This is a genomic window from Floridaenema evergladense BLCC-F167, from assembly GCF_041929205.2.
GTDB classification, from domain to species: Bacteria; Cyanobacteriota; Cyanobacteriia; order Cyanobacteriales; family Aerosakkonemataceae; genus Floridanema; species Floridanema evergladense.
The window spans coordinates 3,098,603-3,125,261 of the sequence record NZ_CM171625.1; the positions used below are offsets into that span (position 1 = coordinate 3,098,603).

Consider the following 26,659-nt stretch of genomic DNA (forward strand, 5'->3'; position numbering starts at 1 on the left):
CGATCGCAAATTCCCCAAGATAAATTTATCCAACGCCTTTTTAACTGCATTACGACTTTATTTTAAGATTACACTTGTCTAATTTCACAGGCTGAATACTCGCAATTTGTTGCTACTATAATCTTAATGCTAAAGGCTGCAACTAATCGAGGGAATTAATGGCTCGTAAAGAGATTGCTGTTATACTCGTGGAAGATAACCCAGCTGATATTGTCCTGTTGATGGAGTTGCTACAGGATAGCGATGGTCAATCTTGGCAAATTTCTCATTGCAAAAGACTGAAACTTGCCTTGGAACAGCTACAGCGAACTGCTTTTGATGTAATTCTCTTGGATTTATCCCTACCTGACTCTCAGGGAATAGACACAGTTGTTCAACTTCAGACAGCAGTTCCACACATTCCCATTGTGGTTTTAACAGGATTGCCAGATAAAAACCTGGCTCGGCGAGCAGTTGCTCAGGGGGCGCAGGATTATTTGGTTAAAGGACAGCTATCGCCTGAATTATTGGTAAAAACGGTTGAATATGCGATCGAGCGAGCCCAAATTGTCAAAAAGCTTCGAGATAAGACGCAGCAATTAGTTGCCACTAACGAAATTCTACAACAACGGGAACGAGAGTTTAGAACGTTAGTGGAAAATACACCTGATATCATTGCTCGGTACGATCGCCAATTTCGCTGTCTCTACACCAATCCTGCTAGTACCAACCAACTGGGAATTTCCACAAGTTACTCAGGTAAAACTCCTTCAGAATTGGGATATCCTCAAGAAATGGCTCAGTTTCTAGAGAATGCTTTGGAGAGAGTATTTGTCAATGGACAGTTAGAAATTGATGAATTTCGCGTTAGGTATCAGGATGAGTGGAAAACCTACCAAACTTATGTGGTGCCAGAGTTTAGAGCAGATGGTTCGATCGAAACTGTTTTGACGATCGCTCGTGATATCACCCAACTACGACAAACAGAAATCGCCTTTGCTGAAGCTCAGACAGCTAACCGAATGAAAGATGAATTTTTGGCAACGCTGTCCCACGAACTGAGAACACCCCTTAACCCAATTTTGGGATGGACTAAGTTGCTGCGAACTCGTCCATTTTCGGGCGATCAGACTCAAACAGCCTTAGAAACGATCGAACGTAACGCACAACGCCAAGCACAACTAGTGGAAGACTTACTGGATGTGTCGCAGATGATTCGAGGACAACTCAAGCTGAATCTAGCAACAGTTTTGTTGAGCGAACCTGTTCAAGGCGCGATCGAAACAGTGAGACTGGCAGCCGAAGCGAAAAATATTGAGATTGAAATAGAGCTTGACCCGGAAGTAGGCTATGTCAGGGGTGACATCGTTCGACTGCAACAACTCGTCTGGAATTTACTTTCCAATGCTGTTAAATTTACTCCTAACAGTGGCAAGATTATGGTGCAACTACAGCGAATCGATCGGGAAGCACAAATTACCGTTAGGGACACTGGTAAAGGAATTAGATCGGATTTTCTGCCCTTCGTGTTCGATCGATTTCGGCAACAGGATAGTTCCACAACCAGAGAATTTGGCGGTTTAGGACTGGGACTGGCATTAGTGCGACAACTCGTAGAAGCTCATGGAGGAACCATTACTGCCCAAAGTCCAGGGGAAGGACAAGGTGCTACATTTACTGTACGACTACCGTTACTCTCAGAACCTCAACCTGTAAAACCCGATTTATTAGATAGCAATCAGACCGCAAATTTACAAGGCACAAAAATACTTCTAGTTGAAGATGAGCTTGATTCGCGAGAACTGATGGCTTGGATATTAAAAGAAGCAGGTGCCAAACTAATTGCTGTTACCTCAGCTAATGCAGCGCTGAATGTCCTGTCCCAAACTTCCTTTGATGTTCTAGTCAGTGATATTGGTTTACCTGATATGGATGGGTATCGCTTATTGCAACAGGTTCGTCTTCTTGCATCAGCTGAAGTACTACCTGCGATCGCACTTACCGCTTATGCAGGAGAAATAAATCGCCAAACTGCCCTGAACTCTGGATATCAACAGCATTTAGCTAAACCGATCGAACCAGATGCCTTAGTTTCTGCAATTGCAGAACTGCTCATAAGAAAGTCATGAATTTTGAGTTTTGACCAGGATTTAAGCATTTCATCCTGAAATCCCGATCGAAAATCCTGAAATCCTATAATTCTAGAAATCCTGATAGAAGTAGCATCATGGTAAATATCGAGAACGCCTTACTTTCAAAACAGATAAATTTCTTGAATAAGATTGTGGAAAATTCGATCGAAGAGTTAACTACTCTCAATCAGTCTCTTCAGCGGGAAATTGCCGAACGTCAAAAAGCAGAACAGGCACTAAAAGAAAGTGAGATGCGATTTCACGCCCTAGTAGAAGCCGCATTTGAAGGGATTATCATTCAAGAAAAAGGGAAAATTATTGATGCCAACCCAGGATTTGCTGAGATATTTGGCTATTCTTTAGAAGAAGTAATCGGTAAATCAGCCGTTGACTTTCTTACACCAGAATCTCTAGAAATATTGCTGAGTAAGATGGAAAGCCAATACGAACAGCCATACGAACTCACTGGGATCAGAAAAGATGGTACGCTTATTCACTTGGAGGTAGTTGGTAAGCAAGCTCGTTATCAGGGGCGAACAGTGCGAGTCTCAGCGGCAAGGGATATTTCCGATCGCAAACGGGCAGAAATAGAGTTACGGAACCAAAAAAGCCAGATTCAACGCCAATTGGCTGAGATTGAAACTATTTACCAGTCTGCTCCCATTGGGTTGAACGTTTTGGACACAGAACTTCGTTTTGTTCGTATTAATCAGCAATTGGCAGAAATTAATGGACTTCCGGTTGAAGCACATATCGGTCGCACAGTCCGCGAGTTACTACCTGAACTAGCTGATACTGCCGAACAATTATTGCGACCTATTTTAGAAACAGGAGAACCACTCCTAAAAGTGGAAATTACCGGAGAAACTCCAGCACAACCGGGGGTAAAAAGAATTTGGTTAGAGAGTTTTTTACCTTTGAAGGATGGCGATCGCATTATTGGCATCAGTACAGTTTGTGAAGAGATTACCGATCGCAAATGCACAGAAGCAACACTGCAAGAAAGGGAAGGTTTACTCCGCTTATTTGCCAAGTATGTCCCTGCTGGTATTGCCATGTTTGACAGGGAAATGCGTTATTTAATGGCAAGTCAAAGATGGGCAGATGACTATAATATTGGTTCGTCTGAATTAATTATTGGTCGATCGCACTACGAGATTTTTCCTGAAATCCCGGAACGGTGGCGACAGATTCATCAACGCTGTTTGGCTGGGGCAACGGAAACCTGTAATGAAGATTTATTTATCAGGGCAGATGGGACGCAGCAATGGATACGTTGGGAGGTTCGTCCTTGGTACAAAGCAAATCATGAAATTGGTGGAATTATTGTATTTTCCGAAGATATAACGCAACGCAAACAAGCCGAACAAACATTGCAACAAAGCGAATCTCTCCTCCACTTATTTGCTCAATATGCCCCAGCGGGTATTGCCATGTTTGACAAGGAAATGCGTTATTTAATGGCAAGTCAAAGGTGGGCAGATGATTACTATCACGACTCTGTAGAGTTGCTGATTGGTCGATGGCAATACGAAGTGTTTCCTGAAATTCCAGAACGATGGCGACAGATCCATCAACGCTGTTTGGCAGGAGCGATCGAGAAATGTGATGAAGATTTGTTTGAGAGGGCAGATGGCACGCAGCAATGGACGCGCTGGGAGGTTCGCCCTTGGTACAAAGCCAGCGATGAAATTGGTGGAATTATTATCTTCGCTGAAGATATCACTCAGAACAAACAGGCACAGTTATCAATTCTGCAATTGAATCAGGAACTCCAGCAGAAAGTAACCGAATTGCAAACTTTGTTGGACGTGATTCCGATCGGTATTGGCATTGCAGAAGATCCAGAATGTCGCCACATTCGAGTTAATCCAGCCTTTGCTGAGTTATTGGGTATCCCACCGACAATCAATGCTTCTCTGAGTGCGCCCGAAGCAGAACGCCCGAACTTCAAAGTTTATCAAAACGAGCGGGAAATGGCAGCCGAAGAATTACCCTTGCAATACGCAGCCAAACATGGTGTTGCAGTCCGAGATTTAGAAGTCGAGGTTGTTTGGCAGAATGGTAAAACCGTAACGCTGTTGGAATATGCTGCTCCATTATTTGATAAATACGGACAGCCGAGAGGTAGTGTAGGAGCATTTCTGGACATTACCGATCGCAAACGAGCCGAACAAATCCTGCGGACATCGCGGGATGAGTTAGAACGTCAAGTACAAGAACGTACCAGGGAACTGCAAGCAGCATTAGAAATGCTGCAACAACGCGAGCGAGAGTTTAGGACGTTGGTGGAAAATACACCTGATATAATTACTCGGCACGATCGCCAATACCGTTACCTCTATGTCAATCCAGCCAGAATCCAACTCGCTAACTTTCCCTTTGAGTTTTACTTGGGAAAAAAACCATCTGAATTAAGCTATGCTAACGAACTGACTCAATTCTGGGAAGCTTCCCTAGAAAGCGTGTTTGTTACGGGAGAAATGCGGATTGATGAATTTACTATAACAACCTTGAATGAACCCAGGAGTTTTCAAGTTAAAGTGGTTCCAGAACGAGATGCCAATAATGCGATCGTTTCAGTTATGACGATCGGACGAGACATTACTGCCCTAAAACAGGCAGAAGAATCTGCTCGCAAATTAGCCGAAGATTTACAACGTTCCAATCAAGAGTTAGAACAGTTTGCATATATCGCCTCTCATGACTTGCAAGAACCTTTAAGGGCAATTACCAGTTTTACCCAAATGCTGGCAAAGCGGTATCGAGGACAAATTGATGCTAAAGCTGATACTTACATTGAGTTTATTGTCGATGGTGCCACCCGGATGCAGCAACTAATCAAAGACTTGCTGGCTTACTCTAGAGTAGGTCGTTATGAATTGCAACTGCAACCTGTTGATTTTAATGCTTTATGGGAGCGAGTGAAGAAAGATTTACAGGTGGCGATCGCTGAAAATGAAGCTATCATCACCGCAGATACTTTACCCACCATTACAGCTGACCCTAACCAAATGGCAAATCTGCTGCGAAATTTGCTCGGCAATTCCTTAAAATACCGAAGTGAAATAGCTCCCCGAATTCACTTCTCAGCCAAAATAATTACCTTAGAAGCAAGTAGTGCTTCGGTGCAAAATTGCTCTCCACCCCTAACAACTTCAGTTCAAGAATGGCTGTTTTCCATCCAAGATAATGGCATTGGTATCGAACCTCAATATGCCGATCGAATTTTCGGCATCTTTCAACGTCTGCATACCATTGACGAATACTCTGGCACAGGTTTAGGATTGGCAATTTGTAGGAAAATAATTGAAAGACACGAAGGACGAATTTGGGTTGAGTCTCAACTAGGAGCAGGAGCCACCTTCTTCTTCACTATACCAATTTCTTAAGAGGACTGAAGATGACAATCCAGCCTAAATTACTCACAATTTTACTAATTGAAGATTCTAAAAGTGACGCAGTTCTGATTCAGGAAACATTAAGCGAAAGTAAGTTTTTGAACGAATTGTATATCGTTCGTGATGGAGTGGAAGCAACTGATTTTCTTTATAAAAGAGGAAAGTATGCAAACGCTCCCCATCCTGACATCATCTTGCTAGACTTAAATTTGCCGAAGAAAAATGGTCGAGAGCTACTAGCTGAAATCAAAGCCGATGAGAAGTTAATGACTATCCCCGTTGTCGTTCTCACCACTTCCTCGGATGAAGTTGATATTTTGAAAAGCTATCAACTCCGCGTCAATTGCTACCTAGTCAAACCCACTGAGTTAGAAAGTTTTATTGAAGTAGTTAAGTCAATTGAACATTTCTGGCTTGCCTTGGTTGAACTTCCCTTTGAATAAATTAAAAGTCCGTTTAATTGTCCATAATTCCTGCACCCCTCCCCGTCAAAGGCATTAGGGACACGGCATCATTAATATTTGCAACTCCTGCCTTATTTCTCTGTAGCCCTGTCCCTACAGACCGAACAAAATATTAATTGATAAGTCAGAGAAAAGAGCCTGCACATATTTCTAGAAAATCCAATAACCTGATAAAATTAATAAAAATCATAGTAACTTCTGTGCAGAACCCTTGAGTGCTTGCTCAAACAACTGTGCCGCTTCCGAATATTTGCCGACTGCGTACAGATTTTTTGCCTGTTGCTCCAAACTCTCTGTTTGGGTTTGTTTCTCCTTCCATTTCCAGGATGCCTTTATCCCTCTTATCTCACTTTGGGCAGAGAAAAAGGCTGTTGCCTTGCGCTGCTAGATTTTAGCGATTCTCATTTAATATCTATTTATCTTTTGTAGTATTAACTTCTACAACTATGTAAACTGTGCGAGCTAACCACCTGTTCTGGGTTGAATAATCGATCGCCCTAGCAAAGTCAAGTTTTCTACCCATGCCCTACAATTGTCACCTACTCAAATAAGTAAAATTAAAGTTATGGTAAACTTGGGAATTTTTCTAAATAACGAGTATGGAATCGGTAGAATCAAAAAGTCAAATTCTGGTTGTCGATGATAATATAGAGAGCTTGGAGTTATTAGCCAAGCTCTTATCCAAGGCAGGTTATGAAGTATATTTAGCAACCAATGGTTCAGAAGCATTAGAGAAAACATTTACACTCATACCCGATCTAATTTTGTTGGATATCATGATGCCAACAATGAACGGGTATGAAGTTTGCCAAAAACTTAAGTCTAACGAGCAGACTTGTAACATTCCAGTGATTTTTATTAGTGCTTTGTCAGAAGTACCCGATAAGGTTTGCGCTTTTTCTGTGGGAGGGGCAGACTTTATTAATAAACCATATTCAGTAAAGGAAATACTTGTTCGCATTGAGTACCAGTTAAAGATTGCCAAGTTGCAAAAAGAAATATTTCAGCAAAAGGAACAACTAATCCGGCAAAATTATCTGTTAGAACAGGAAATTAGCGATCGCAAACGCATAGAGAAAGAATTACGCAAAACCACCCCCCGACTAGCTACACTGATTGAAAATCTGCAAGCTGGGATTTTACTAGAAGATGAAAATCGGCGGATTGTTTTAATTAACCAAACATTCTGCGACCAATTTAACATTGCCGTTCCACCGCAGATGCTCATTGGTGCTGACTGTTCCCAAGCAGCAGAACAAAATAAGATATTGTTTAAGGAACCCGATCGATTTGTACAACGAGTTGAACAAATTTTACAGCAAAAACAAGTAGTAGTAGGTGAATATATTTTCTTAGCAGACGATCGCATCTTTGAACGAGATTATATTCCGATTTTCTGCGACCAAGATTACCAAGGACACCTGTGGCAATATCGCGATATTACAGCACAGAAAGCAGAAGAATTTCAGTTATTCAAACAATCCCAGGCGTTGATAGCTTTCAGTAATAGTTTGAAACAGTTGCACCGTTTGAATGTAACTAATTTTGATAATATAGAAGCACTATTTGCTGATTATATCCAAACCGGATGTGAAGTACTTAATTTTACAGCAGGTGCAGTAGGTCGAGTGCAAAATGATAGCTACAGCTTTTTAGCAGTTAAATCAGAAATTAAAAGCTTAGTTCCCAATTTGACAATTAATTTATCAGATGCTTACTGTGACAAGGTAGTAGAGAGCGGCACAACAATAACTTTTTCTCATGTTGGTAAAATGGAGGAAATGCGATGCCATCCTCTCTATGAAAACTTAAAAATAGAATCTTATATTGGTACACCTATTTTTGTTAACGGAGAACTCTACGGTACTCTTTGTTTCTTTTCTACTCTGCCAAGACTTGATGGTTTTGAAAACCATGAGAAAGAAATCATTGAGCTAATGGCTCAAAGCATAGGAAAATTTATCAGTGCCCGTCAGACAGAAGCAGAATTACATATTTTATTTGCAGCAATGACCGATCTTGTCATTGTTAGAGATGTAAATGGAAAATGTTTGAAAATTGCCTCACCTAGTCCTAATTTGTATAAATCAGCGGATGAAATGATTGGCAAAACATTACACGACACATTACCACTTGCTGTTGCCGATCTTTTACTCGAAGGAATACGTGCCAGTTTATCCAATAAGGAGACGATCGACCTAGAATATAGTCTACCGATTCGAGGGCGCAATATGTGGTTATCTACGCGGATTTCTCCTCTATCGGAAGATTCAGTAATTATCGTGGCAAGGGACATCACCAACCGCAAAGAAATTGAGGAAGCTTTGCGAAATAGCGAAGCGCATAATCGAGCATTGTTAGAAGCGATTCCTGATTTATTAATTCGGGTGAATGGAGATGGTTACTATCTGGATTATGTTGTTCCACCAGGCTTTGATGCAGTATTTGGTACTTTATATTATAGGTAAACATTTGTCTCAAGTTTTGCCATTGGAATTAGCAGAACGGCATCTAAATTTTATTAAAAAAGCTTTGTTAACCAAAGAATTACAAGTGTTTGAGCAGGAATTTGAAGTTAATGGCAAAGTCTTGTGTGAGGAAGTGCGAATTTCTGTAGTTGGGGCAAATGAAGTATTGCTAATTGTGCGCGATATTAGCGATCGCAAACGCATCGAAAAAGAACGTCAGCGAGCAGAAAACGCCCTGGCTAAAGCCAAAGAAGCCGCAGAAATTGCCAACAAGACAAAAAGTGAATTTCTCGCAAACATGAGTCACGAACTGCGAACACCCCTCAATGCAATCCTGGGTTTTACCCAAGTGATTATGCAGGATTGTTCTTTAGAAAATTCTGCAAGTGAATATTTAGAGATCATTAATCGCAGCGGTCAACATTTACTGAATTTGATTAATGATGTCCTAGAAATGTCCAAAATTGAAGCGGGTAGAACTTCTTTAAATACCACTGATTTTAATTTACATGACCTACTAAATAGCTTGGAAAAAATGCTCCGGCTAAAGGCAGAGTCAAAAAGATTACAACTCATTTTTGATTGCGATCCTAATGTGCCTAAGTATGTAAAAACTGATGAAGGGAAACTGAGGCAAGTTTTAATCAACCTGCTAGGCAATGCGATTAAATTTACCAGTCAAGGAGGGGTAATTTTGCGCGTGAAGGGTAGGGAGAAAGATCCAATTCCCCAATCTCACTCTACACTTTATTTTGAAGTTGAAGATACCGGGATTGGTATTGAACCGGAAGAAGTGGAATTATTATTTGAGCCGTTTGTGCAGAAACAAAATACGCCGAATACTCAGGAAGGGACAGGTTTGGGTTTACCCATTAGCCGCAAATTTGTGCAGTTAATGGGGGGCGATATCAGAGTGGATAGTGTGCCCGGTAAAGGTACTCTCGTTCAGTTTGAGGTGCAAGTAGAGTTGGCAACAAGTGCTAATCAAGACTCTCAAGTATTTAGTCAGAAAGTGATTGGGTTGGTTCCCGGACAAACCCATTACCGGATTTTGGTGGTAGAAGATAATCGAGAAAATCGTCAGTTGTTGATGACTTTGTTGCGATCGCTACAGTTTGAAGTCCAAGAAGCAATCAACGGTCAAGAAGCGCTATTTCTCTGGCAAACCTGGCACCCTGATTTAATTTGGATGGATATGCGAATGCCTGTGATGGATGGGTATGAAGCAACCAGACAAATTAGAGCTATAGAGAAGACATTAGTAACAACATTCCCTCCACAACCAACCAAAATAATTGCTCTCACTGCTAGCGCCTTTAAAGAAGACCGGGTAAAGGTTTTGGCAACAGGTTGTGATGACTTTGTGAGCAAACCTTTCCGACAAAACATTATTCTCCAAAAAATGACTCAGCATTTGGGAGTGCAGTATATCTATGCCCAAGAAACAGAAATTAAAATAAATGCGGCAACATCATCCAAATCCTTTGACCCTACTTTTGCTTCTAAATCTCTTGAAGAAATGCCAAAGCAGTGGATTGAAAAAGTGAAAATAGCCGCAATGACAGGTTCGGATGAGGAACTGTATCAACTGATTGAGGAAATTCCTGCGGCTCATCCTGAATTAACTGATATATTAAATAATTGGGTGATTAATTTCCAATTTGATAATCTGCTAAATTTCATTCAAACAAAGGATAAAAAGACAGAGAAGCAGAGGGGCAAGAATATCTCTTAACTCAAAACTTTACCCTGTTCTCCATTCCCTTGGAAAATAGATGAACCTATATAAAACTGACCTTTCTAAGGTGAATATTTTGCTTGTTGAACAAATTCTCGGAAAATAGATGCTTTTAACTGATGCTTTAACGGTTGATAATTTGCAATTTAAGGAAATTTTAGTCTCATTCAACAGATGAAATTATGAGCGAATATTCAAAGAATGCTAAATCTAATGGAGAAATTCTTATAGTTGACGATACACCAGATAATCTGCGCCTTTTGTCTGTTATGTTGAATAAGAAAGGATTTAAGGTGCGAAAAGCTTTGAATGGTCGAACAGCGATCGCATCAGCACAAGCAGCTATACCTGACTTAATTTTACTAGATATTAAAATGCCAGACATGGAGGGTTATGAAGTTTGCCAACACTTGAAAGCAGACTCCAAAACTTGCGATATTCCGGTAATTTTTATTAGTACTCTTGATGATGTGATGGACAAAGTTAGAGCATTTGCATCGGGTGGTATTGACTATGTGACAAAACCATTTCAGGAAGCGGAAGTTTTAGCCAGAATTGAAAGCCAACTTCAGATTCAAAGACTACAGAAACAACTCATAGAGCAGAATCAAGAATTAGCTCGCTCTAACCGGGAATTAGAGCAATTTGCTAGTATTGTTTCTCACGATTTACAACAACCTTTGCAAGGGATTACAGGTTTTGCCAAAATAATTGCTATAAAATACCAAAATTCTCTCGATCGCACAGTGATAGATTATCTAAATCGGATACTTGATTCCGGCGAACGAATGCAACTCTTAATCCAAGATTTATTGGCTTATGCTCAGATAGGTAAACCAAATCAAACATTTGAATTAATTGATTGTAATCTGATTATAGAGCAAGTCATAGAAAACTTACAGACTGCAATTTTAGAAAAAAAAGCAAATATATTTTATGGTTCTTTACCAAAAGTAATAGGAAATGAGACTCAATTGATTCAACTGTTCCAAAATCTGATTAGTAATGCAATTAAATTTACTAATCCTGAAGTTTCACCGGAAATAAAGATTTCAGCTACCAAGCAGGAAAAAAAGTGGTGTTTTAGAATTGATGATAATGGAATTGGGATAGCTTCAGCAAATTTTGAGCGCATCTTTGAAGCGTTTCACCGAGTTCATTCAGTCGGGAAATTTCCCGGAAATGGTATTGGATTGGCAACTTGTAAGAAGATTGTGGAAAATCATCAGGGACAAATTTGGGTTGAATCTGAGTTGAATTTAGGCACGAGTTTTTATTTTACTTTGGGTTTAGAAAACTGACACAATTTTAACTTAATAACTTACCGAAATTAATCTATACTTTGTAGTACAGAAAAAGTTAGCCTAATGAAAATACTTTTAGTAGAAGACGATACATTAGTGAGTACGGCGCTAGAAAAGATGTTAGCGGCGAATCAGTACATCACCGATCTGGCGACTGATGGGCAAACCGGACTAAACTTAGCTAAAACCGGGGAGTATGACTTAATTGTGTTAGATTTGCAGATTCCCAAACTTGATGGAATTAGCTTATGTCGGGAGTTGCGAAGTCAAGGTTACAGTAAGCCAATTCTTTTACTAACAGTCAAAGGCTCTGATGCTGACATTGTAGCTGGGTTGGATGCAGGGGCAGATGAATATGTAATTAAACCTTATGCGCCGGAAGCATTGCTGGCAAGAATTCGGGCGTTATTGAGACGAAGTGGAGCAATTGTTGGTTATGATTTTAACGCATCTTCTCAGTTATCTTGGGGAGATCTTTGTTTAGATTTACATTCTGGAAGGGTAACTTTTGGCGAGCAAGTTATTCCTTTGACAGCGACGGAATATAAATTGTTGGAGTTGTTTTTGCAAAATCCCGATCGCATTTTCAACCGCAGTGCTATTTTAGATCGTTTGTGGGGATTTGAAAATGCACCTACGGAACGAGCGATTAATACTCATATTAAAGAGGTGCGAAAAAAACTGAAAGCGGGAGGTTTAATTGAAGAAATTATCGAAACTATTCATGGTATGGGTTATCGACTGAAACCTTACCCGAAAAACACTGTTGTTAGTCAGGTAGGAGAGACAAAGCCTAAAATCAAGGGGATGGCTGCTATTAATCAGGTAATTGAACAGTTTCGAGATTTATTGCAAGAACAAATTTCTGTATTAGCTGCGGCGAAAACTGCTTTTTTGGCGGGAAATATAGATGATGATTTATACCAAAAAGCTAAGTATGAAGCGCATAAATTAGCGGGTTCTTTGGGTTCATTTGGTTATCCCGAAGGCTCGAAAGTGGCAAGAACAATAGAACATCTTTTATCTAAGCGGAATCGTTTAACTACTGAGGAAATTTATCGGTTTTCGGAATTAGTAACAGCTTTGCGGGAGGAATTAAGTAAAGCGCCTATTCCTCTAGTTGTAACAACTGAGCCTCAGCAGAAAAACCAGCGAGTTTTAGCGATCGATAATGATGTCTTACTTATGGAACAGTTATTAATAGAAGCTGATGCTTGGGGAATTGAAATTAAAGTGGCAAGGGATTTGTCAACAGCGCGATCGCAAATTACTTTCACACCACCTGATTTAGTGCTTCTAGATTTGAGTTTTTCTGATAGCGAAGCAGAGGGGTTAACATTATTGCGAGAATTGAATGAAAAATCGCCACGAATTCCAGTAATTGTATTTACTGATAGAAACAGTTTAAGCGATCGCTTAACAGTTTCTCGTTTAGGCGCAAGGCAATTTTTACACAAACCTGCCACAACTGAGCAAATTTTTCGGGCAATTTGTCGGGGTTTGCAAACTGCAAATACAGAAGCTAAAGTATTAATAGTCGATGACGATCCAACTGTATTAACTAACTTAAAAGCATTATTGCAACCTTGGGGTTTAGAAGTATTTACTTTAAGTGAACCGCAAAATTTTTGGGAAGTTTTAATTGCCACTATGCCAAATTTAGTAGTTTTAGACCTAGAAATGCCCTTAGTTAGTGGGTTAGAATTGTGTCAAGTGATTCGACAGGATTCTCAATGGGGAGATTTGCCAATTTTGGTTGTTACCGCCCATACGGATGCTGAGTCTCTGCAACAAGCTTTCGCAGCTGGAGCCGATGATTTTATTACTAAGCCAGTATTAGGGCCAGAATTAGTAACCAGAATACTAAGTCGCATAGAGCGAAATCGATTATTATCGAGAAATCAGTAACCCTAATTTCAATATCAAAAATTTAATATTGCAAATTGTTGAAAGACAGGAGAAATAACCATGAATTTGACATATTTTAATTGGTAGATGCCTTATGAATAAAATCTGGTTATCTTGTATTCCACCTATTACCCATACACTGATGAGAAAAAGTTTGCCAATATTACTGGGTGTGGTAGCGTCTATTGCTGTTTTATTTCTATGGTATCAGCTTTCGGTACAAGAACAACTAAATATTGCAGCCTTGACTCGTAGCGAAGCAACCACAATTGAAATAAATCTGAGCCATGAACTGACTAATCGAATTCGCGCCCTTCAGCGCATGGCAAAACGATGGGAAAATAGCAATGGAACACCCAGAGAACTTTGGGAAAAAGATGCAGATACTTACATAAATGATTTTTATGGATATCGAGCGATCGAATATATCGATCCTTCATATCATGTGAGTTGGATAGTACCATTAGCGGGAAATGAAGCAGCACAAAATTTAGATCTTAGTCAAGAACCTCGTCGCCAAATCACATTAAAAATCGCTCAAGAACTGCGTCAACCAATTGTTACGGGAACTATTTCCTTAGTTCAAGGAGGCAAAGGTTTTTTAGTAAGTGTTCCTTTGTTTGTTGGCGATCGCTTCGACGGTTTTATTTTAGGAGTTTTTCAATTTCCCGTTCTATTTGAGGGAATTTTACCCATATCTAAAGGTTACAAAATTCAAATTTACGATCGCAACCAACTAATTTACAGCCAAGGTTCATCATCTCTATCAAACTTAAAACAAACATCTGTATTTCAAGCTTACGGAGTTAATTGGCAAATAGAAGTTTACCCAAATTTAGCATTATTAGCAGAGACAAAATCCTTATTGCCAAATGTCGTACTTGTAGCTGGATTAATTTCTGCTTGGTTATTGGCAATAGTAGTGTATTTAGTACAACTAAGTTATCACCGAATTCGTAAATTTAAGCAAACAAATCGACAATTAAAATGGGAAATCAATCAAAGAAAAGAAATAGAAACAGCCTTAGCAATTTCTCAATCTCGATTTGCCGGAATTTTAGACATTGCCAGTGATGCTATTATCTCAATTGATGAAAATTATATCATTACCTTGTTTAATCAAGGAGCAGAGAGAATTTTTGGCTATAAAAGCCAAGAAATTTTAGGAAAACCTTTAAGCTTATTATTGCCAGAACGCTTTGCTAAATCTCATGAAAACTACGTGCAAAATTATAGTCGCACTTCAGGAGAAACTAGGCAAATGGCTGAACGAGGAGAAATTTTTGGACGGCGCAAAGATGGGACAGAATTTCCTGCGGAAGCTTCAATTTCTAAGCTGAATATTAACGGTGAGATGATTTTTACTACATTTCTGCGCGATATTACCGATCGCAAACGCAGCGAAATCGAACTACGACAAGCAAAGGAAGAAGCAGAAGCCGCCAACTTAGCTAAAAGCATTTTCTTAGCCAACATGAGTCATGAATTACGCACTCCATTAAATATAATTCTCGGCTTTACTCAAGTAATGGAACGCGATCGATTATTAACTCCTAATCAAAGAGAAGACTTAGAAACAATTCGGCGCAGTGGCGATCATTTACTCAGCTTAATTAACGATATCTTAGACCTTTCAAAAATAGAAACCGGGCATTACACTCTCGAAGAAACCGCTTTTGATTTAATTGCTCTACTCCACTCTCTCAAGAGTATGTTATCTGAACGAGCCAGTTCTAAAAAATTGCAATTAATTTTTGATATTTCCCCTAAAGTACCGCAATTTATCATTACCGATGCTCAAAAACTACGTCAAATTCTGCTCAACCTCCTCAGTAATGCCATTAAATTTACCAATCAAGGTAGTGTAATTTTGCAAGTCACAGAAACTACTACCATAATCCCATCTTCCTCTACTCGCCTTCAGTTTCAAGTGAAAGACACGGGAGTAGGGATTGCAACTGAAGAACTAGAAACAATTTTTGATGCTTTTGTTCAGGCGCAAGCGGGGAAAGAGTCTGTTAATGGCACTGGTTTAGGTTTGACGATTAGCCGCAAGTTACTGGAATTAATAGGAGGAGAAATTTCTGTACGTAGTACTTTGGGACAAGGAAGTACATTTACTTTTACGCTTCCCGTAACTATAACTAATGCAATTAATATTGAGCCAGAGCAGAACGATCGCCCAATTATCGGCATAGTTTCCGATCGACCTCAGCCACGAATTTTAGTAGTTGACGATCGAAAAGAAAATCGCTTGTTGTTAGTTAAACTACTCCTGCGATCGGGTTTTGTAGTCCGAGAAGCTGGCAACGGACAAGAAGCCATACAACTTTGGCAAGAATGGCAACCTGATTTAATTTTTATGGATATTCGGATGCCGATATTAGATGGATGTGAAGCAACCAGGCAAATTCGGGCGATGGAAACCGAACCAACTACCATTATTATTGCCCTGAGCGCTCAAGCTTCGGAAGGCGATCGCTTACTTGCTCTAAACGCAGGCTGTAACTATTATATCAGTAAACCATTTCAAGAAAAGACTTTATTTATCACTATGAAAGAATATTTAGGTGTAGAATACATCTATGCCGAACCTAAACTTACAGTAAAGCAGCAACCAGATTCCTCTGTTTCCTTAGTAAATCAGTTTACTGAATACGATCCTAAACTATTATATTTATTAAAAAAAGAATGGTTCACTGAAATGGAAAATTCTGCCGTGTGTGGAGACGATGTTGCCATTAGAAAACTCATTGATCAAATTCCGCCAGATCTCTCTAAACTTGCCATTTACCTAACCAAATTGGTAGATAACTACCAGTTTGAACAAATTATTGAATCACTCTCAACTCTTTCTGCTTCTAACTAGTTAATTCGGTTCTTCCGTACTTGTGGTGGAAAACCCTGGTTTTAGGGACTGGGGACTGGGGATTAGGGACTGGGAAACCTTGTGGAGTAAGCCCTCAGCTAATTAATTAGGTTTACTTATCATCATGAGTGCTGGAGAGCCAAATTATCTTGTCTGGAAGCGCATCTTCTTCGCACTTTCCAGTATTCAATAGTTCAACATAAATTCTAGTATGCTTAAACCTCCATCTAAAACCAATATTTTAATCGTAGATGATAACCCGGACAATTTGCGGTTGTTAGCCAAAATGCTGGAGTTACAAGGTTATGTTGTTCGTAAATCCCTTAGTGGTAAATTGGCGTTACAAGGTGTATATCGCAATCGACCCGATCTAATTTTGCTCGATATTAATATGCCAGAAATGAATGGTTATGAAGTTTGCCAAAATTTGAAATCCTCAGAATTTACTCAACAGATTCCGGTAATTTTTATTAGTGGTTTGCATGATGTAAGTAATAAAGTTCGGGGATTTGAAATCGGCGCACAAGATTATATTAGTAAACCTTTTCAAGAAATGGAAGTATTAGCCAGAATTAAAAATCAATTATTAATTCAACAACAACAGCAACTTCTAATTGAACAAAATCAAAAATTGGAACGAGAAGTTTATGAGCGTCAACTGGTAGAAGCAGAGGTTCGCCAACTAAATACTAATTTAGAGCGAGAAGTACAAGTTCGCACATTACAATTACAACAATCTTTAAATTTTGCTGCTACCTTAAAGCAAATTTCTGATAGAATACGGGATTGTTTGGATCAACATCAAATTTTGCAAATGGTTGTGGAAGCATTAGGATCGGCTTTAGAGGTAAATTGTTGTGATGCAATTCTTTATCATCCCGATCGCTTGAATTCGATGATGCAATATCAATGGGTACAGCCAGGGTTGAATCTAACTCAAGAACAATCATTTTATGCCGTAAATTTTCCTGAAGTTTATCAGCAGTTAAATTTGAGATATTGCTTTGCTTTCTGTCAAATTGAATCATATACAACTGGGAAGCAAGCAGCAATTCTTGCCTGTCCAATTTTTGATAATCAGGTGGAGGATATAGGTATTTTAGGTGATTTATGGTTGTACAGAAATGCTGCTTCTAGTTTTGGGGAAGTGGAGGTGAATTTGGTAGAACAGGTGGCAAATCAATGCGCGATCGCTCTCCGCCAAGCTCGTCTTTATGAAGCAGCACAAGCTCAAGTCCAAGAACTAAAACGGCTTAATCAACTTAAGAATGATTTTCTCAATACCATTTCTCACGAACTGCGTTCTCCCATTGCTAATATGAAAATGGTGATTCAACTATTAGCAACTTTGTTTAATCAAGAAGATGATTTAATAGATGTAAATTCTCAATTAATAAACCCAAAACCCCAAATTCTCAAGTATGTGAAAATTTTGCAGGAGGAATGCGATCGAGAACTTCATTTACTAGAAGACTTATTAAATTTACAACATCTCGAAGCCGGAACTTATTATCAACAACTCTCAAAAATAACTCTCAAGGATTGGATTCTCCATGTAATTGAGCCATTTGAAATTCGTACTCAAAACCATCAACAAACTTTTCAAGTTAATCTCCCTGCCAACTTGCCAACAGTGAATTGCGATTCATTTAGTCTCAGTCGAGTAGTGACAGAACTACTGAATAACGCTTGTAAATATACTCCCGCAGGTGGTAATATTGCGATCGAACTTAACACCTTTCAAGAAGAAACAACGCAACAAGAAGCTAGTATTTCTTTAACTAATAAATCCTCTTGGCTAAGCATTATTGTTACCAACACAGGAGTTGAAATTCCCCCAGCAGAACTTCCCCGGATCTTTGATAAATTTTATCGCGTCCCCCAAAACGATCCCTGGAAACATGGCGGCACTGGTTTAGGGTTGGCACTAGTAAAAAAGTTGATCGAACAAATGGGCGGAAATATCATCGCAAAAAGCGCTAACAATCTCACTCAATTTATCGTTCAAAGTCCACTCATTTGTTAAGAAGCAGAGGGGACAATTGAAAAATTTAGGACTTACGCACTGAAGCTGGAAACCTAGATCCCCCCTTGCCCCCCTTAAAAAAGGGGGGAAACTCTGAAGCCCCCTTTTTAAGGGGGTTGGGGGATCTGAGTGCGTAAGTCCTAAAATTTATCCTGTTCTCTGTTCCTATTCTTAAACGGTTTCTTTTATGCGTTGCCTTACGATCGTAGGCTCACTAAAGAATTGGTTATAGAAAAATCCGGCTAATACTGCGCCTAAAATTGGTGCTACCCAGAATAACCAAGTTTGAGCTAATAATTCTGAGCCAGCAAATATTGCTACACCAGTACTCCGAGCGGGGTTGACGGAAGTATTGGTAACTGGAATACTAATTAAGTGGATTAAAGTCAGCCCTAAACCAATGGCGATCGGAGCAAAACCAGCAGGGGCGCGGTGATCGGTAGCACCAAGGATTATTATCAAAAACATGAAGGTCATTACTACTTCGGTGATGAAAGCAGCTAACAGACTATATCCTCCAGGTGAGTGTTCTGCAAAACCATTGGTAGCCAAGGGATTGGAACCCGAAAGGACGAAGCCTTCTTTCCCAGTAGCAATTAAATAAAGTAGTCCAGCAGCGATCGTTGCGCCAATCACTTGAGAGGCAATATATGGTAAAAGTTCGGAACCAGGAAAACGCTTACCTGCCCATAATCCAAAGGATACTGCGGGATTGAGGTGACAGCCAGAAATATGACCGATCGCGTAAGCCATTGTCAACACAGTTAGTCCAAAGGCTAAGGCAACACCAACAAAACCAAGTCCCAAAGGAAACAAAGTATTATCACCTATTTTGGCACCCGATGCGGTGAAACTGGCGGCTAATACCGCACTACCACAACCACCCAACACCAACCAAAATGTACCGAGCAACTCAGCAACACACCGTTTTATCAAGGTCATTAGTATATCTCTCCTTGGTTCAGTATTTTTACTACAACCCTTTTTTGGTATTTATTATACTAGTAGGAAAATAAGAGAATTATAATAAGATTGTTAAGAATCTATCTTAATCTACTAGACCAGCACGGAGAGCTATTACTGCGGCTTGGGTGCGATCGTCTACATTTAATTTATTGAAAATATTTCGCAAATGAGTTTTGACTGTTCCTATTGTCAGGTACAGTTTGTTAGCTATTTCGCAATTAGTGTTTCCTTCAACTATTAACTGCAAAATTTCTAGTTCCCGTTTAGTTAAGGGGTGTTCTTGCAAATATAAATGATACTCAGCGACTATTCCCCGAATTTCCACTGTTTTGCTGTTACTGATGAGCGGCTTATCTGATTGCATATTAGAGTTGATGCGCTTGGATATCTGCCATGTTGTTTGGCAGAGTTCAACCTGGGAGTTGTCTATTAAAGGATCGATCGCTAGTGAAGAGATACTGCTGTCTACTTTCATAAATTCTCAAATGGTATTTCTCGGTTAAATAAGCAAATTTACTGAAAGGCAGTCTAATTATTGCTGATTATTTTTATACTATAGAACCTAAAAATAAAGAAATCATAAGAAAACAATATACGCCATCCAATAATATAATTTTCTTATAAATTCGTAGTATAAATATATAAAATAGATAATTCTCTGTTTTGGTTCATGTCTTAAAAATAATCTCCTGTTTAGTATGAAAATTCTCTTAGTGGAGGACGATTCGGTTACAGGCGAACTAATCTCAGCAACACTGAAGTCTCATCGCTACATAGTGGAACTAGCAACGGATGGTCAAATGGGGCTGGAATTAGCAAATATATATAATTATGACTTGATAATTCTTGACGTGCAAATTCCCAAACTAGATGGGATTAGTCTCTGTCGCCAATTACGTTCCTCTGGATCTAGCACCCCAATTTTAATTTTAACAGCGAAAGATTCAGATAATGATATTGTAATAGGTTTGGATGCTGGAGCCGATGATTATGTCGCTAAACCTTTCGAGCCAAACCAATTATTAGCACGTATCCGAGCCTTATTACGGCGTGGAAGCGTGAAGTGTGAATCAACTGTTTTAACTTACGGAAATTTGGGTTTAGATCCGGCTTTAGCGCAGGTGAAGTATGAGGAGCAAATTGTTAACTTGAGATCTAAAGAATACAGCCTTTTAGAATTGTTTTTGCGCCATCCGCAAAGGATATTTAGCCGCAATGCAATTATCGATCATTTATGGAAAATAGATAATTGTCCATCGGAACACGCTGTCACTAATTTGATTAAAGATTTACGTCGTCAATTGAAGGCAGCAGGAATGAAAGAGGAATTTATAGAAACAGTATATGGATTAGGGTATCGTGTCAAAGCCCAACCTTCTCAAGAAGAAAAAGTAAAGAAAGGCAAGGCTGACAAAAGAGACAAAAACCAAATTAATCAAGTAACAACTGAGTCGGTAGCAATTAATCGAATTTTTGAACATTTTCATTCTACTTTGGAAGAGCGACTGAAAGTGTTGGCGGAGGTAGTTACTGAAGGAGGGAAAAGTGTTAATCTAGAACAGCAGAAAAAAGCTAAGGAAGAAGCGCATAGATTGGCGGGAAGTTTAGGAACGTTTGGGTATCCGAGAGGATCGCAAATAGCAAGTGCGATCGAACAACTGTTAATCAGAAAAACGTTAGAGGAGCAAGAAGTTTCTGAGTTTTCCCAACTGTTAATGAAATTAAAACAGGAATTAAGTAATCCACCTCAACTGTTAGAAGATATACCACCAAATTTAGCTCCACAGGTATTACTGATTGGTGAAAAAACCGAGTTGGTGGAAAATTTAATTGCAGAAATTTCAGTTTGGGGATGGCAAATTCAGTTAGTATCAGATAAATCAAAAGTATTTGAGCAAATAGGTGAAGCTACACCGATCGCGATCGTACTACTACTTAACACCCCGTCACCAAATCCAGAACAACTTTCCCTGTTATGGGAATTAAAGCAAGAATTTCCCTCTATTCCTTTGATTACTTTAGGCGAACAGGATAACTTAGATAGTCGGATACAAGTTGCTCGTTTAGGTAGCGAACGATACCTGGTACAACCAGTTACTCCTACACAAGTATTTGAAGCAATTTCTCAATTACTAATGCCAACTCAAGAAAAAGAAGCCAAAGTAATGGCAGTAGATGACGATCCAACAATGCTGCAAATTTTTACCAATCTGTTGCAACCTTGGGGAGTGCAAGTTACTTGTTTGGATGACCCCCATCAATTTTGGGATGTACTCAAAAGTACTCAGCCAGATTTGTTGTTATTGGATTTAGAACTGCCAACTTTTAGCGGCATCGAACTTTGTCAAGTGGTACGTCAAGATCCAAAATATGGAGATTTACCAATTTTAATAGTAACTGCTCATACCGATCGGGAATCAACTCAAAGAGTGTTTGCCGCTGGAGCCGATGATATGATTAGTAAACCGATTATAGGGCCAGAATTAGTGACAAGAGTAATTAGCCGTATTGAGCGATCGCGTTTGCGCCAACAGCTAAATTATTTACATCAACAACAAGCAGTAATCTGGCGACAACAAGCCAGAATCGACCCTTTAACTCAAATTCCTAATCGTCGAGCTTTTGAAGAATATCTGCAACAACAATGGCAACAATTAAGCCAAGAACAGGAAAATTTATGCTTAATTTTTTGCGATGTAGACCATTTCAAATCTTACAACGATTTATACGGACATCCAGCAGGTGATATCTGTTTAAAACAAATAGCTACCGCAATTCAAGAATCGATCAATTCCAGTGATTTAGCTGCTCGTTATGGAGGAGAAGAATTTGCCGTTATTCTACCTAAAACTAGCCTCGACGGTGCCTTGCGTGTTGCTCAACGAATTCAACAAAAAATCGCTATATTACAAATTCTCCATGAAGGCTCGAAGCTTACAAATTATGTGACTATTAGTATGGGAATTACAGGGAAAATTCCTCCACCAGATCAAAGCCCTGATTCCCTGATTGCGATCGCAGATGAAGCATTATATACTGCCAAAAAAAGAGGAAGAAATACTTATTGTTTATATCCTTTGTAGTTTCTGGAGGCAGAGGAGTAAAGGAGGCAGAAGGGCAAAGGCATAGAAGAAATGAAAAGGCAAATTAAAGCTCAAAACTCTGTTATAAAAGTTCCGTTACATTGGGTGCTGATTGTACCTTTTGTATTGCAAACTGTGGGAGCAGTGGGATTAGTTGGTTATTTTTCTTATCGAAGTGGACAAGAGGCAGTTGAAGATTTAGCAAAACGGTTGTTGGCGCAGGTATCGGAACGAGTTAGCGATCGCCTCGACAGATATTTACAAACTCCTCAACATATAGTAAAAACTAACTTTCTAGCAGTAAAGCAAGGAAATCTCAAAATCAACAACTTTGAGCAACTGCGACAAAATTTCTGGCAACAAATGAATTTTAATCCCTTACTTCCATACGTTAGTTTTTGGAGCGAGCAGGGAGAATCTATTGCTTATTTACGTTTTTTAACACAAGAAGAACGTGATTTTGCTAACAAAGTAACTGGCAAGAATTTAATTCTGGGTAAAAATTACCTACTGAGAATCAACAAACGCAATCCGACTCAGCGCCTGTATTATACTGTTGACGATTTACAAGGTAAGCCAAAAAAACAAATCTATTCGGCAGTTGATATAGATTTTCGTCAGTTGCCTTGGTATCGTCAAGCGAAAGCTGCCAGAAAGCAAATTTGGTCATCGGTTTTTCTTAATCGAATTTTACCGTTTTTACAATTACAGGCAGTGACTCCTATTTATGATGACGCAGGGAAATTTCAAGGAGTTTTTAATGCTTTATATTTGTTGTCAGATATCAGTAATTTCCTGAACAAAGAAGATTTTTCTCCATCAGGGCAGGTTTTTATTCTTGAGCGATCGGGAAATTTAATCGCTACTTCTACTTTAGAAAAACTCTATGTCAAGTCAGCAAAAGGAAAACCAAAAAGATTATCAGCCCTAAATAGTCAAAATACCAAAACTAGAGAAATTAACCAACAATTAATCAAGCGATTTGGTAGCTTTGCCAACTTAAAAAATATTAAACAATTGAATTTAGTAGCCAATAATCAACAACACTTTGTCCAAGTGACTCCCTACCGCGATCAATATGGTCTGGATTGGCTGATTGTGGTAGTTGTGCCCCATTCTGATTTTATGAGTCAGATTAACGAAAATGTTTGGCGCACAATTTGGCTGTGTGGATTGACTTTTTTAGGTACAATTATTTTGGGAATTATTAGTGCTTATTATATCATTAAACCAATCAGAAAACTAAGTCAAAGTAGTCAAGAATTAGCAGCAGGAAATTGGCAAAATTTTAAGCTAGAGGACAGCCTAATTCAGGAAATTTCCGTACTGACGGAATCTTTCAACCGCACTGCTCAACAGCTGCAACAGTCTTTTGAGCAGATTAAAACAGCATTGCAAGAATCAGAAGCAAGATTTACCAAAGTATTTCGCACTAGTCCAGATCCGATTTCGATTAATGAATTAGGAGATGGCGGAAAATATATCGAAGTTAATGATAGTTTTCTGCAATTTAGTCAGTATAGCCGGGAAGAAGTGATTGGCAAAACCCCAGAAGAATTAAATATTAGTGCTGATTTACAACAGAATTTAATTCTCTTGGAACAGTTACAAAAATATGGGCGAATAGAGGGATTTGAATTTCATTACCGCACTAAATTCGGTAAATCGGGAATTTCTTTATTATCGATCGAACTTGTAGAATTAGAAGGTCAACAACGAGTTTTGACTATAGCCAAAGATATTACCGATCGCAAACAACTAGAACTAGCATTACAAGCTTCTAAAACTCAACTTAATGACGTGCTTAATAGTGCGATCGCCGCAATTAGCAGCTTTCGTGTAACAACTGATAAAAATTGGCAAATTAACTATATTTCTGCTGGTTGTGAATTGATTTCCGGTTATACTTCCAGTGAATTACAAGCAGATAAAAATATTTGGGTGTTGCAGATTTTTCCGGGAGATTGGGAAGCGATCGAATCTCAAGTATATACTGACATTTTTAACCAGCAAACTGGCACTTACGAGTATCGGTTTTATCATAAAAATGGCAGATTACTTTGGATTTCTCAAACTAATACTTCACGATGGGATGAAAATTTGAATTGTTGGATTGTGACAGCTGTTTCTTTAGATATTACCGATCGCAAAAAAGTTGAAGCAGCTTTGCAAGAAAGCGAACAAACAAATCGAGCCTTAGTGCAGTCAATTCCAGATCTATTAATTCGCATGAGTCGAGATGGTACATACTTGGATATACGAAACTCTGAAGAAGTTAAATTATTTAATGCTTTAAAAGTTCAACCAGGAGCCAAGGTTTTTGACTTGCTACCTCCAGAAATTGCTCAAGAAAGGTTCGCTCTAATTCAAAATACATTAACAACTGGACAAATACAAATTCAAGAATATACATTGGAAATAGCAGGAGAAATTAATTATGAAGAAGCGCGAATTGTTCCCTGTGGCGTGGATGATGTTTTACTAATTGTACGTGATGTGAGCGATCGCAAACGCATGGAAGCCGCCTTACGAGAAAGTGAAGAAAGGTTCCGTCGCGCCTTTGATGATGCCGCTATTGGCATGGCATTAGTTGCTTTAGATGGCAGATTTTTACAAGTAAATCGTGCCATTTGTGAAATTACAGGATACAGCGAAGTCGAAATTTTAGGCAGTTTTTTCCAAAATATTACTCACCCAGATGACTTAGAAGCAGATTTGGAATATGTGCGTCAGGTATTAGCAGGAGAACGTCGGACTTTCCAAATGGAAAAACGTTACATCCATAAATCTGGGCATTTTGTTTGGTGCGTTTTGAGTGTTTCCATAGTCAAGGATCGACAGGGAAATTCTCTTTACTTTGTATCTCAAATTCAAGATATTAGCGAACGGCGAAAAATTGATAAAATTAAAGATGAATTTATTTCGATCGTCAGTCATGAATTGCGAACTCCCCTAACAGCAATTCGTGGTTCTCTAGGAATTCTGGAAACAGGAGTTTTAGACGATCGCCCGGAAAAAGCTAAATATATGCTTAAATTAGCAGTAAAAAATAGCGAACGCTTAGTGCAGTTGGTTAATGATATCCTAGATTTGGAAAGATTGCAGTCTGGGAAAGTTCAATTAGTGACGGAAAACTGTCAGGTTGAAGACCTAATGCAACAGGCAGTAGAATCCGTACAAGCGATCGCTCAGCAAGTACAAATTAACATCAAAGTTACACCCCTAGCCGCAGAAATTTTAGCTTCAACTGATGCAATTATTCAAGCCTTAACTAACTTACTTAGCAATGCGATTAAATTTTCTCCGCCTCATAGTACTATTTGGTTAAGTGCCGAACTCAGACCAGGCAAACCGCAAACAGAGGAAAATCAGAATGGCGATCGCTCACCCCATATCTTATTTCAAGTTAAAGACCAAGGCCGAGGCATCCCTGCTGATAAGCTGGAAACAATTTTTGGCAGATTTCAACAAGTTGATATTTCTGACTCGCGGCAAAAAGGAGGTACTGGTTTAGGTTTGGCTATTTGCAAAAGCATCGTACAACAGCACGGAGGCAAAATTTGGGCTGAAAGTACATTAGGTCAGGGTAGTGCATTTTATTTTACGTTACCAATCAATAACACCGAACTATGAGTAGACATCTCCTGGTGATTGATGATGAACAAGACATTCGGGATGTAGTTCAAGTTGCTTTAAAAGAATTTGCCGGGTGGCAGGTGGAAACAGCAGGATCGGGCCAAGAAGGTTTACAAAAAGTAACAACTGGCAAGTGGGATGCCATTCTTTTAGACGTATCAATGCCCGATCTCGACGGATTATCAGTGTTTGAGCAGTTGCAAGCTAATCCAGTAACTAGAAATATACCAGTAGTACTGCTCACAGCAAAAGTTTTACCTAGCGATCGTCGTCGCTTCGCTGAAATGGGTGTCGCCGGGGTGATTATCAAACCTTTCAACCCGCTGACTATATGGAATCAGGTAGCAGAACTTCTCAATTGGTAAATATTTTACCAAGAAGTCTTATAACTTTCTTACTTTTTTACCCTAATTTGAAAAGTATGGAGTCTATTAATTTTACAGTAGAAGTCTAGTACGGAAATCATTCCAATGACAGAAATTAGAAGTGATTCATCTCAAGCCTTAGCAGTTCAGAATACTATTAATATTCTCAATCAAGCCATTAATAAAATACACGAGAGCGATTATGTTTCTGCTCAAGTGATGGTGGGAGTTGCCAAACATTTACTAGATGAAGTGCAAACCGACCTAGAACATTATTTAACCATCCAAAGAATTTTGAAAGACGTTTTGAAATCCTAGCA

The 26,659-nt window shown here is 39.1% G+C and carries 14 protein-coding genes and 1 pseudogene; 13 read left to right on the forward strand and 2 right to left on the reverse strand.

Features of this window, described 5'->3' with window-relative positions; all coding sequences use genetic code 11:
- The first annotated feature begins 158 nt into the window (after positions 1–158).
- The 9 genes from ACE1CA_RS15080 to ACE1CA_RS15120 all read left to right on the forward strand — a co-directional run bounded on the left by ACE1CA_RS15080 (position 159) and on the right by ACE1CA_RS15120 (position 18,289).
- The gene (locus ACE1CA_RS15080; RefSeq protein WP_413275851.1) at positions 159–2,108 is read left to right on the forward strand and encodes a hybrid sensor histidine kinase/response regulator; all 1,950 of its coding nucleotides are present in this window, start codon (positions 159–161) and stop codon (positions 2,106–2,108) included.
- Between the two features lie 98 nt (positions 2,109–2,206).
- A complete protein-coding gene (locus ACE1CA_RS15085) occupies positions 2,207–5,503 on the forward strand; it encodes a PAS domain-containing sensor histidine kinase (RefSeq protein ID WP_486517920.1) in 3,297 nt (1,098 codons plus the stop codon).
- An 11-nt stretch (positions 5,504–5,514) separates the two neighbouring features.
- A complete protein-coding gene (locus tag ACE1CA_RS15090) occupies positions 5,515–5,955 on the forward strand; it encodes a response regulator (protein WP_413275853.1) in 441 nt (146 codons plus the stop codon).
- Between the two features lie 620 nt (positions 5,956–6,575).
- Complete coding sequence (locus ACE1CA_RS15095) at positions 6,576–8,444, forward strand: response regulator (protein ID WP_413275854.1); 1,869 nt, start codon at positions 6,576–6,578, stop codon at positions 8,442–8,444.
- On the forward strand, positions 8,374–10,179 hold the full coding sequence (locus tag ACE1CA_RS15100; RefSeq protein ID WP_413275855.1) for an ATP-binding protein: 1,806 nt from the start codon (positions 8,374–8,376) through the stop codon (positions 10,177–10,179). The genes ACE1CA_RS15095 and ACE1CA_RS15100 overlap by 71 nt, the downstream gene beginning before the upstream one ends.
- Positions 10,180–10,364: 185 nt before the next feature.
- Entirely contained in the window at positions 10,365–11,483 is a 1,119-nt protein-coding gene (locus tag ACE1CA_RS15105; protein WP_413275856.1) for a response regulator, read from the forward strand.
- Positions 11,484–11,549: 66 nt separating this feature from the next.
- On the forward strand, positions 11,550–13,394 hold the full coding sequence (locus ACE1CA_RS15110) for a response regulator (RefSeq protein ID WP_413275857.1): 1,845 nt from the start codon (positions 11,550–11,552) through the stop codon (positions 13,392–13,394).
- Positions 13,395–13,488: 94 nt separating this feature from the next.
- Positions 13,489–16,263 (forward strand): ATP-binding protein, encoded by a 2,775-nt coding sequence (locus tag ACE1CA_RS15115; protein ID WP_413275858.1) that lies wholly within the window; start codon positions 13,489–13,491, stop codon positions 16,261–16,263.
- Between the two features lie 211 nt (positions 16,264–16,474).
- Positions 16,475–18,289 carry a hybrid sensor histidine kinase/response regulator gene (locus ACE1CA_RS15120; protein ID WP_413275859.1) on the forward strand — a complete coding sequence of 605 codons (1,815 nt, stop codon included), beginning with the start codon at positions 16,475–16,477 and terminating at the stop codon, positions 18,287–18,289.
- A 171-nt stretch (positions 18,290–18,460) separates the two neighbouring features.
- On the opposite strand, the gene aqpZ is transcribed toward ACE1CA_RS15120, so the two are convergent.
- On the reverse strand, positions 18,461–19,231 hold the full coding sequence (gene aqpZ / locus ACE1CA_RS15125) for an aquaporin Z (RefSeq protein ID WP_413275860.1): 771 nt from the start codon (positions 19,229–19,231) through the stop codon (positions 18,461–18,463).
- A 106-nt stretch (positions 19,232–19,337) separates the two neighbouring features.
- Positions 19,338–19,595, reverse strand: a pseudogene (locus ACE1CA_RS15130) (response regulator transcription factor); the annotation flags it as partial.
- Positions 19,596–19,953: 358 nt separating this feature from the next.
- Between ACE1CA_RS15130 and ACE1CA_RS15135 the strand changes: the two are divergent.
- The 4 genes from ACE1CA_RS15135 to ACE1CA_RS15150 all read left to right on the forward strand — a co-directional run bounded on the left by ACE1CA_RS15135 (position 19,954) and on the right by ACE1CA_RS15150 (position 26,657).
- Positions 19,954–22,338, forward strand: coding sequence for a response regulator (locus ACE1CA_RS15135; RefSeq protein ID WP_413275861.1), 2,385 nt, complete (start codon positions 19,954–19,956; stop codon positions 22,336–22,338).
- Between the two features lie 51 nt (positions 22,339–22,389).
- A complete protein-coding gene (locus ACE1CA_RS15140) occupies positions 22,390–25,971 on the forward strand; it encodes a PAS domain S-box protein (protein WP_413275862.1) in 3,582 nt (1,193 codons plus the stop codon).
- Positions 25,968–26,339: a response regulator gene (locus ACE1CA_RS15145; protein WP_413275863.1), complete on the forward strand. Its 372-nt coding sequence runs from the start codon at positions 25,968–25,970 to the stop codon at positions 26,337–26,339. The genes ACE1CA_RS15140 and ACE1CA_RS15145 overlap by 4 nt, the downstream gene beginning before the upstream one ends.
- 105 nt (positions 26,340–26,444) lie before the next feature.
- Entirely contained in the window at positions 26,445–26,657 is a 213-nt protein-coding gene (locus tag ACE1CA_RS15150) for a hypothetical protein (RefSeq protein ID WP_413275864.1), read from the forward strand.
- Positions 26,658–26,659 lie beyond the last annotated feature (2 nt).

Coding starts and splice junctions, on each gene's coding strand:
- ACE1CA_RS15085 (WP_486517920.1), top strand. CDS start 2,207: ATGGTAAATATCGAGAACGCCTTACTTTCAAAACAGATAAATTTCTTG.
- ACE1CA_RS15080 (WP_413275851.1), top strand. CDS start 159: ATGGCTCGTAAAGAGATTGCTGTTATACTCGTGGAAGATAACCCAGCT.
- aqpZ (WP_413275860.1), bottom strand. CDS start 19,231: ATGACCTTGATAAAACGGTGTGTTGCTGAGTTGCTCGGTACATTTTGG.
- ACE1CA_RS15090 (WP_413275853.1), top strand. CDS start 5,515: ATGACAATCCAGCCTAAATTACTCACAATTTTACTAATTGAAGATTCT.
- ACE1CA_RS15095 (WP_413275854.1), top strand. CDS start 6,576: ATGGAATCGGTAGAATCAAAAAGTCAAATTCTGGTTGTCGATGATAAT.
- ACE1CA_RS15115 (WP_413275858.1), top strand. CDS start 13,489: ATGAATAAAATCTGGTTATCTTGTATTCCACCTATTACCCATACACTG.
- ACE1CA_RS15120 (WP_413275859.1), top strand. CDS start 16,475: ATGCTTAAACCTCCATCTAAAACCAATATTTTAATCGTAGATGATAAC.
- ACE1CA_RS15150 (WP_413275864.1), top strand. CDS start 26,445: ATGACAGAAATTAGAAGTGATTCATCTCAAGCCTTAGCAGTTCAGAAT.
- ACE1CA_RS15100 (WP_413275855.1), top strand. CDS start 8,374: ATGGTTACTATCTGGATTATGTTGTTCCACCAGGCTTTGATGCAGTAT.
- ACE1CA_RS15145 (WP_413275863.1), top strand. CDS start 25,968: ATGAGTAGACATCTCCTGGTGATTGATGATGAACAAGACATTCGGGAT.
- ACE1CA_RS15105 (WP_413275856.1), top strand. CDS start 10,365: ATGAGCGAATATTCAAAGAATGCTAAATCTAATGGAGAAATTCTTATA.
- ACE1CA_RS15135 (WP_413275861.1), top strand. CDS start 19,954: ATGAAAATTCTCTTAGTGGAGGACGATTCGGTTACAGGCGAACTAATC.
- ACE1CA_RS15140 (WP_413275862.1), top strand. CDS start 22,390: ATGAAAAGGCAAATTAAAGCTCAAAACTCTGTTATAAAAGTTCCGTTA.
- ACE1CA_RS15110 (WP_413275857.1), top strand. CDS start 11,550: ATGAAAATACTTTTAGTAGAAGACGATACATTAGTGAGTACGGCGCTA.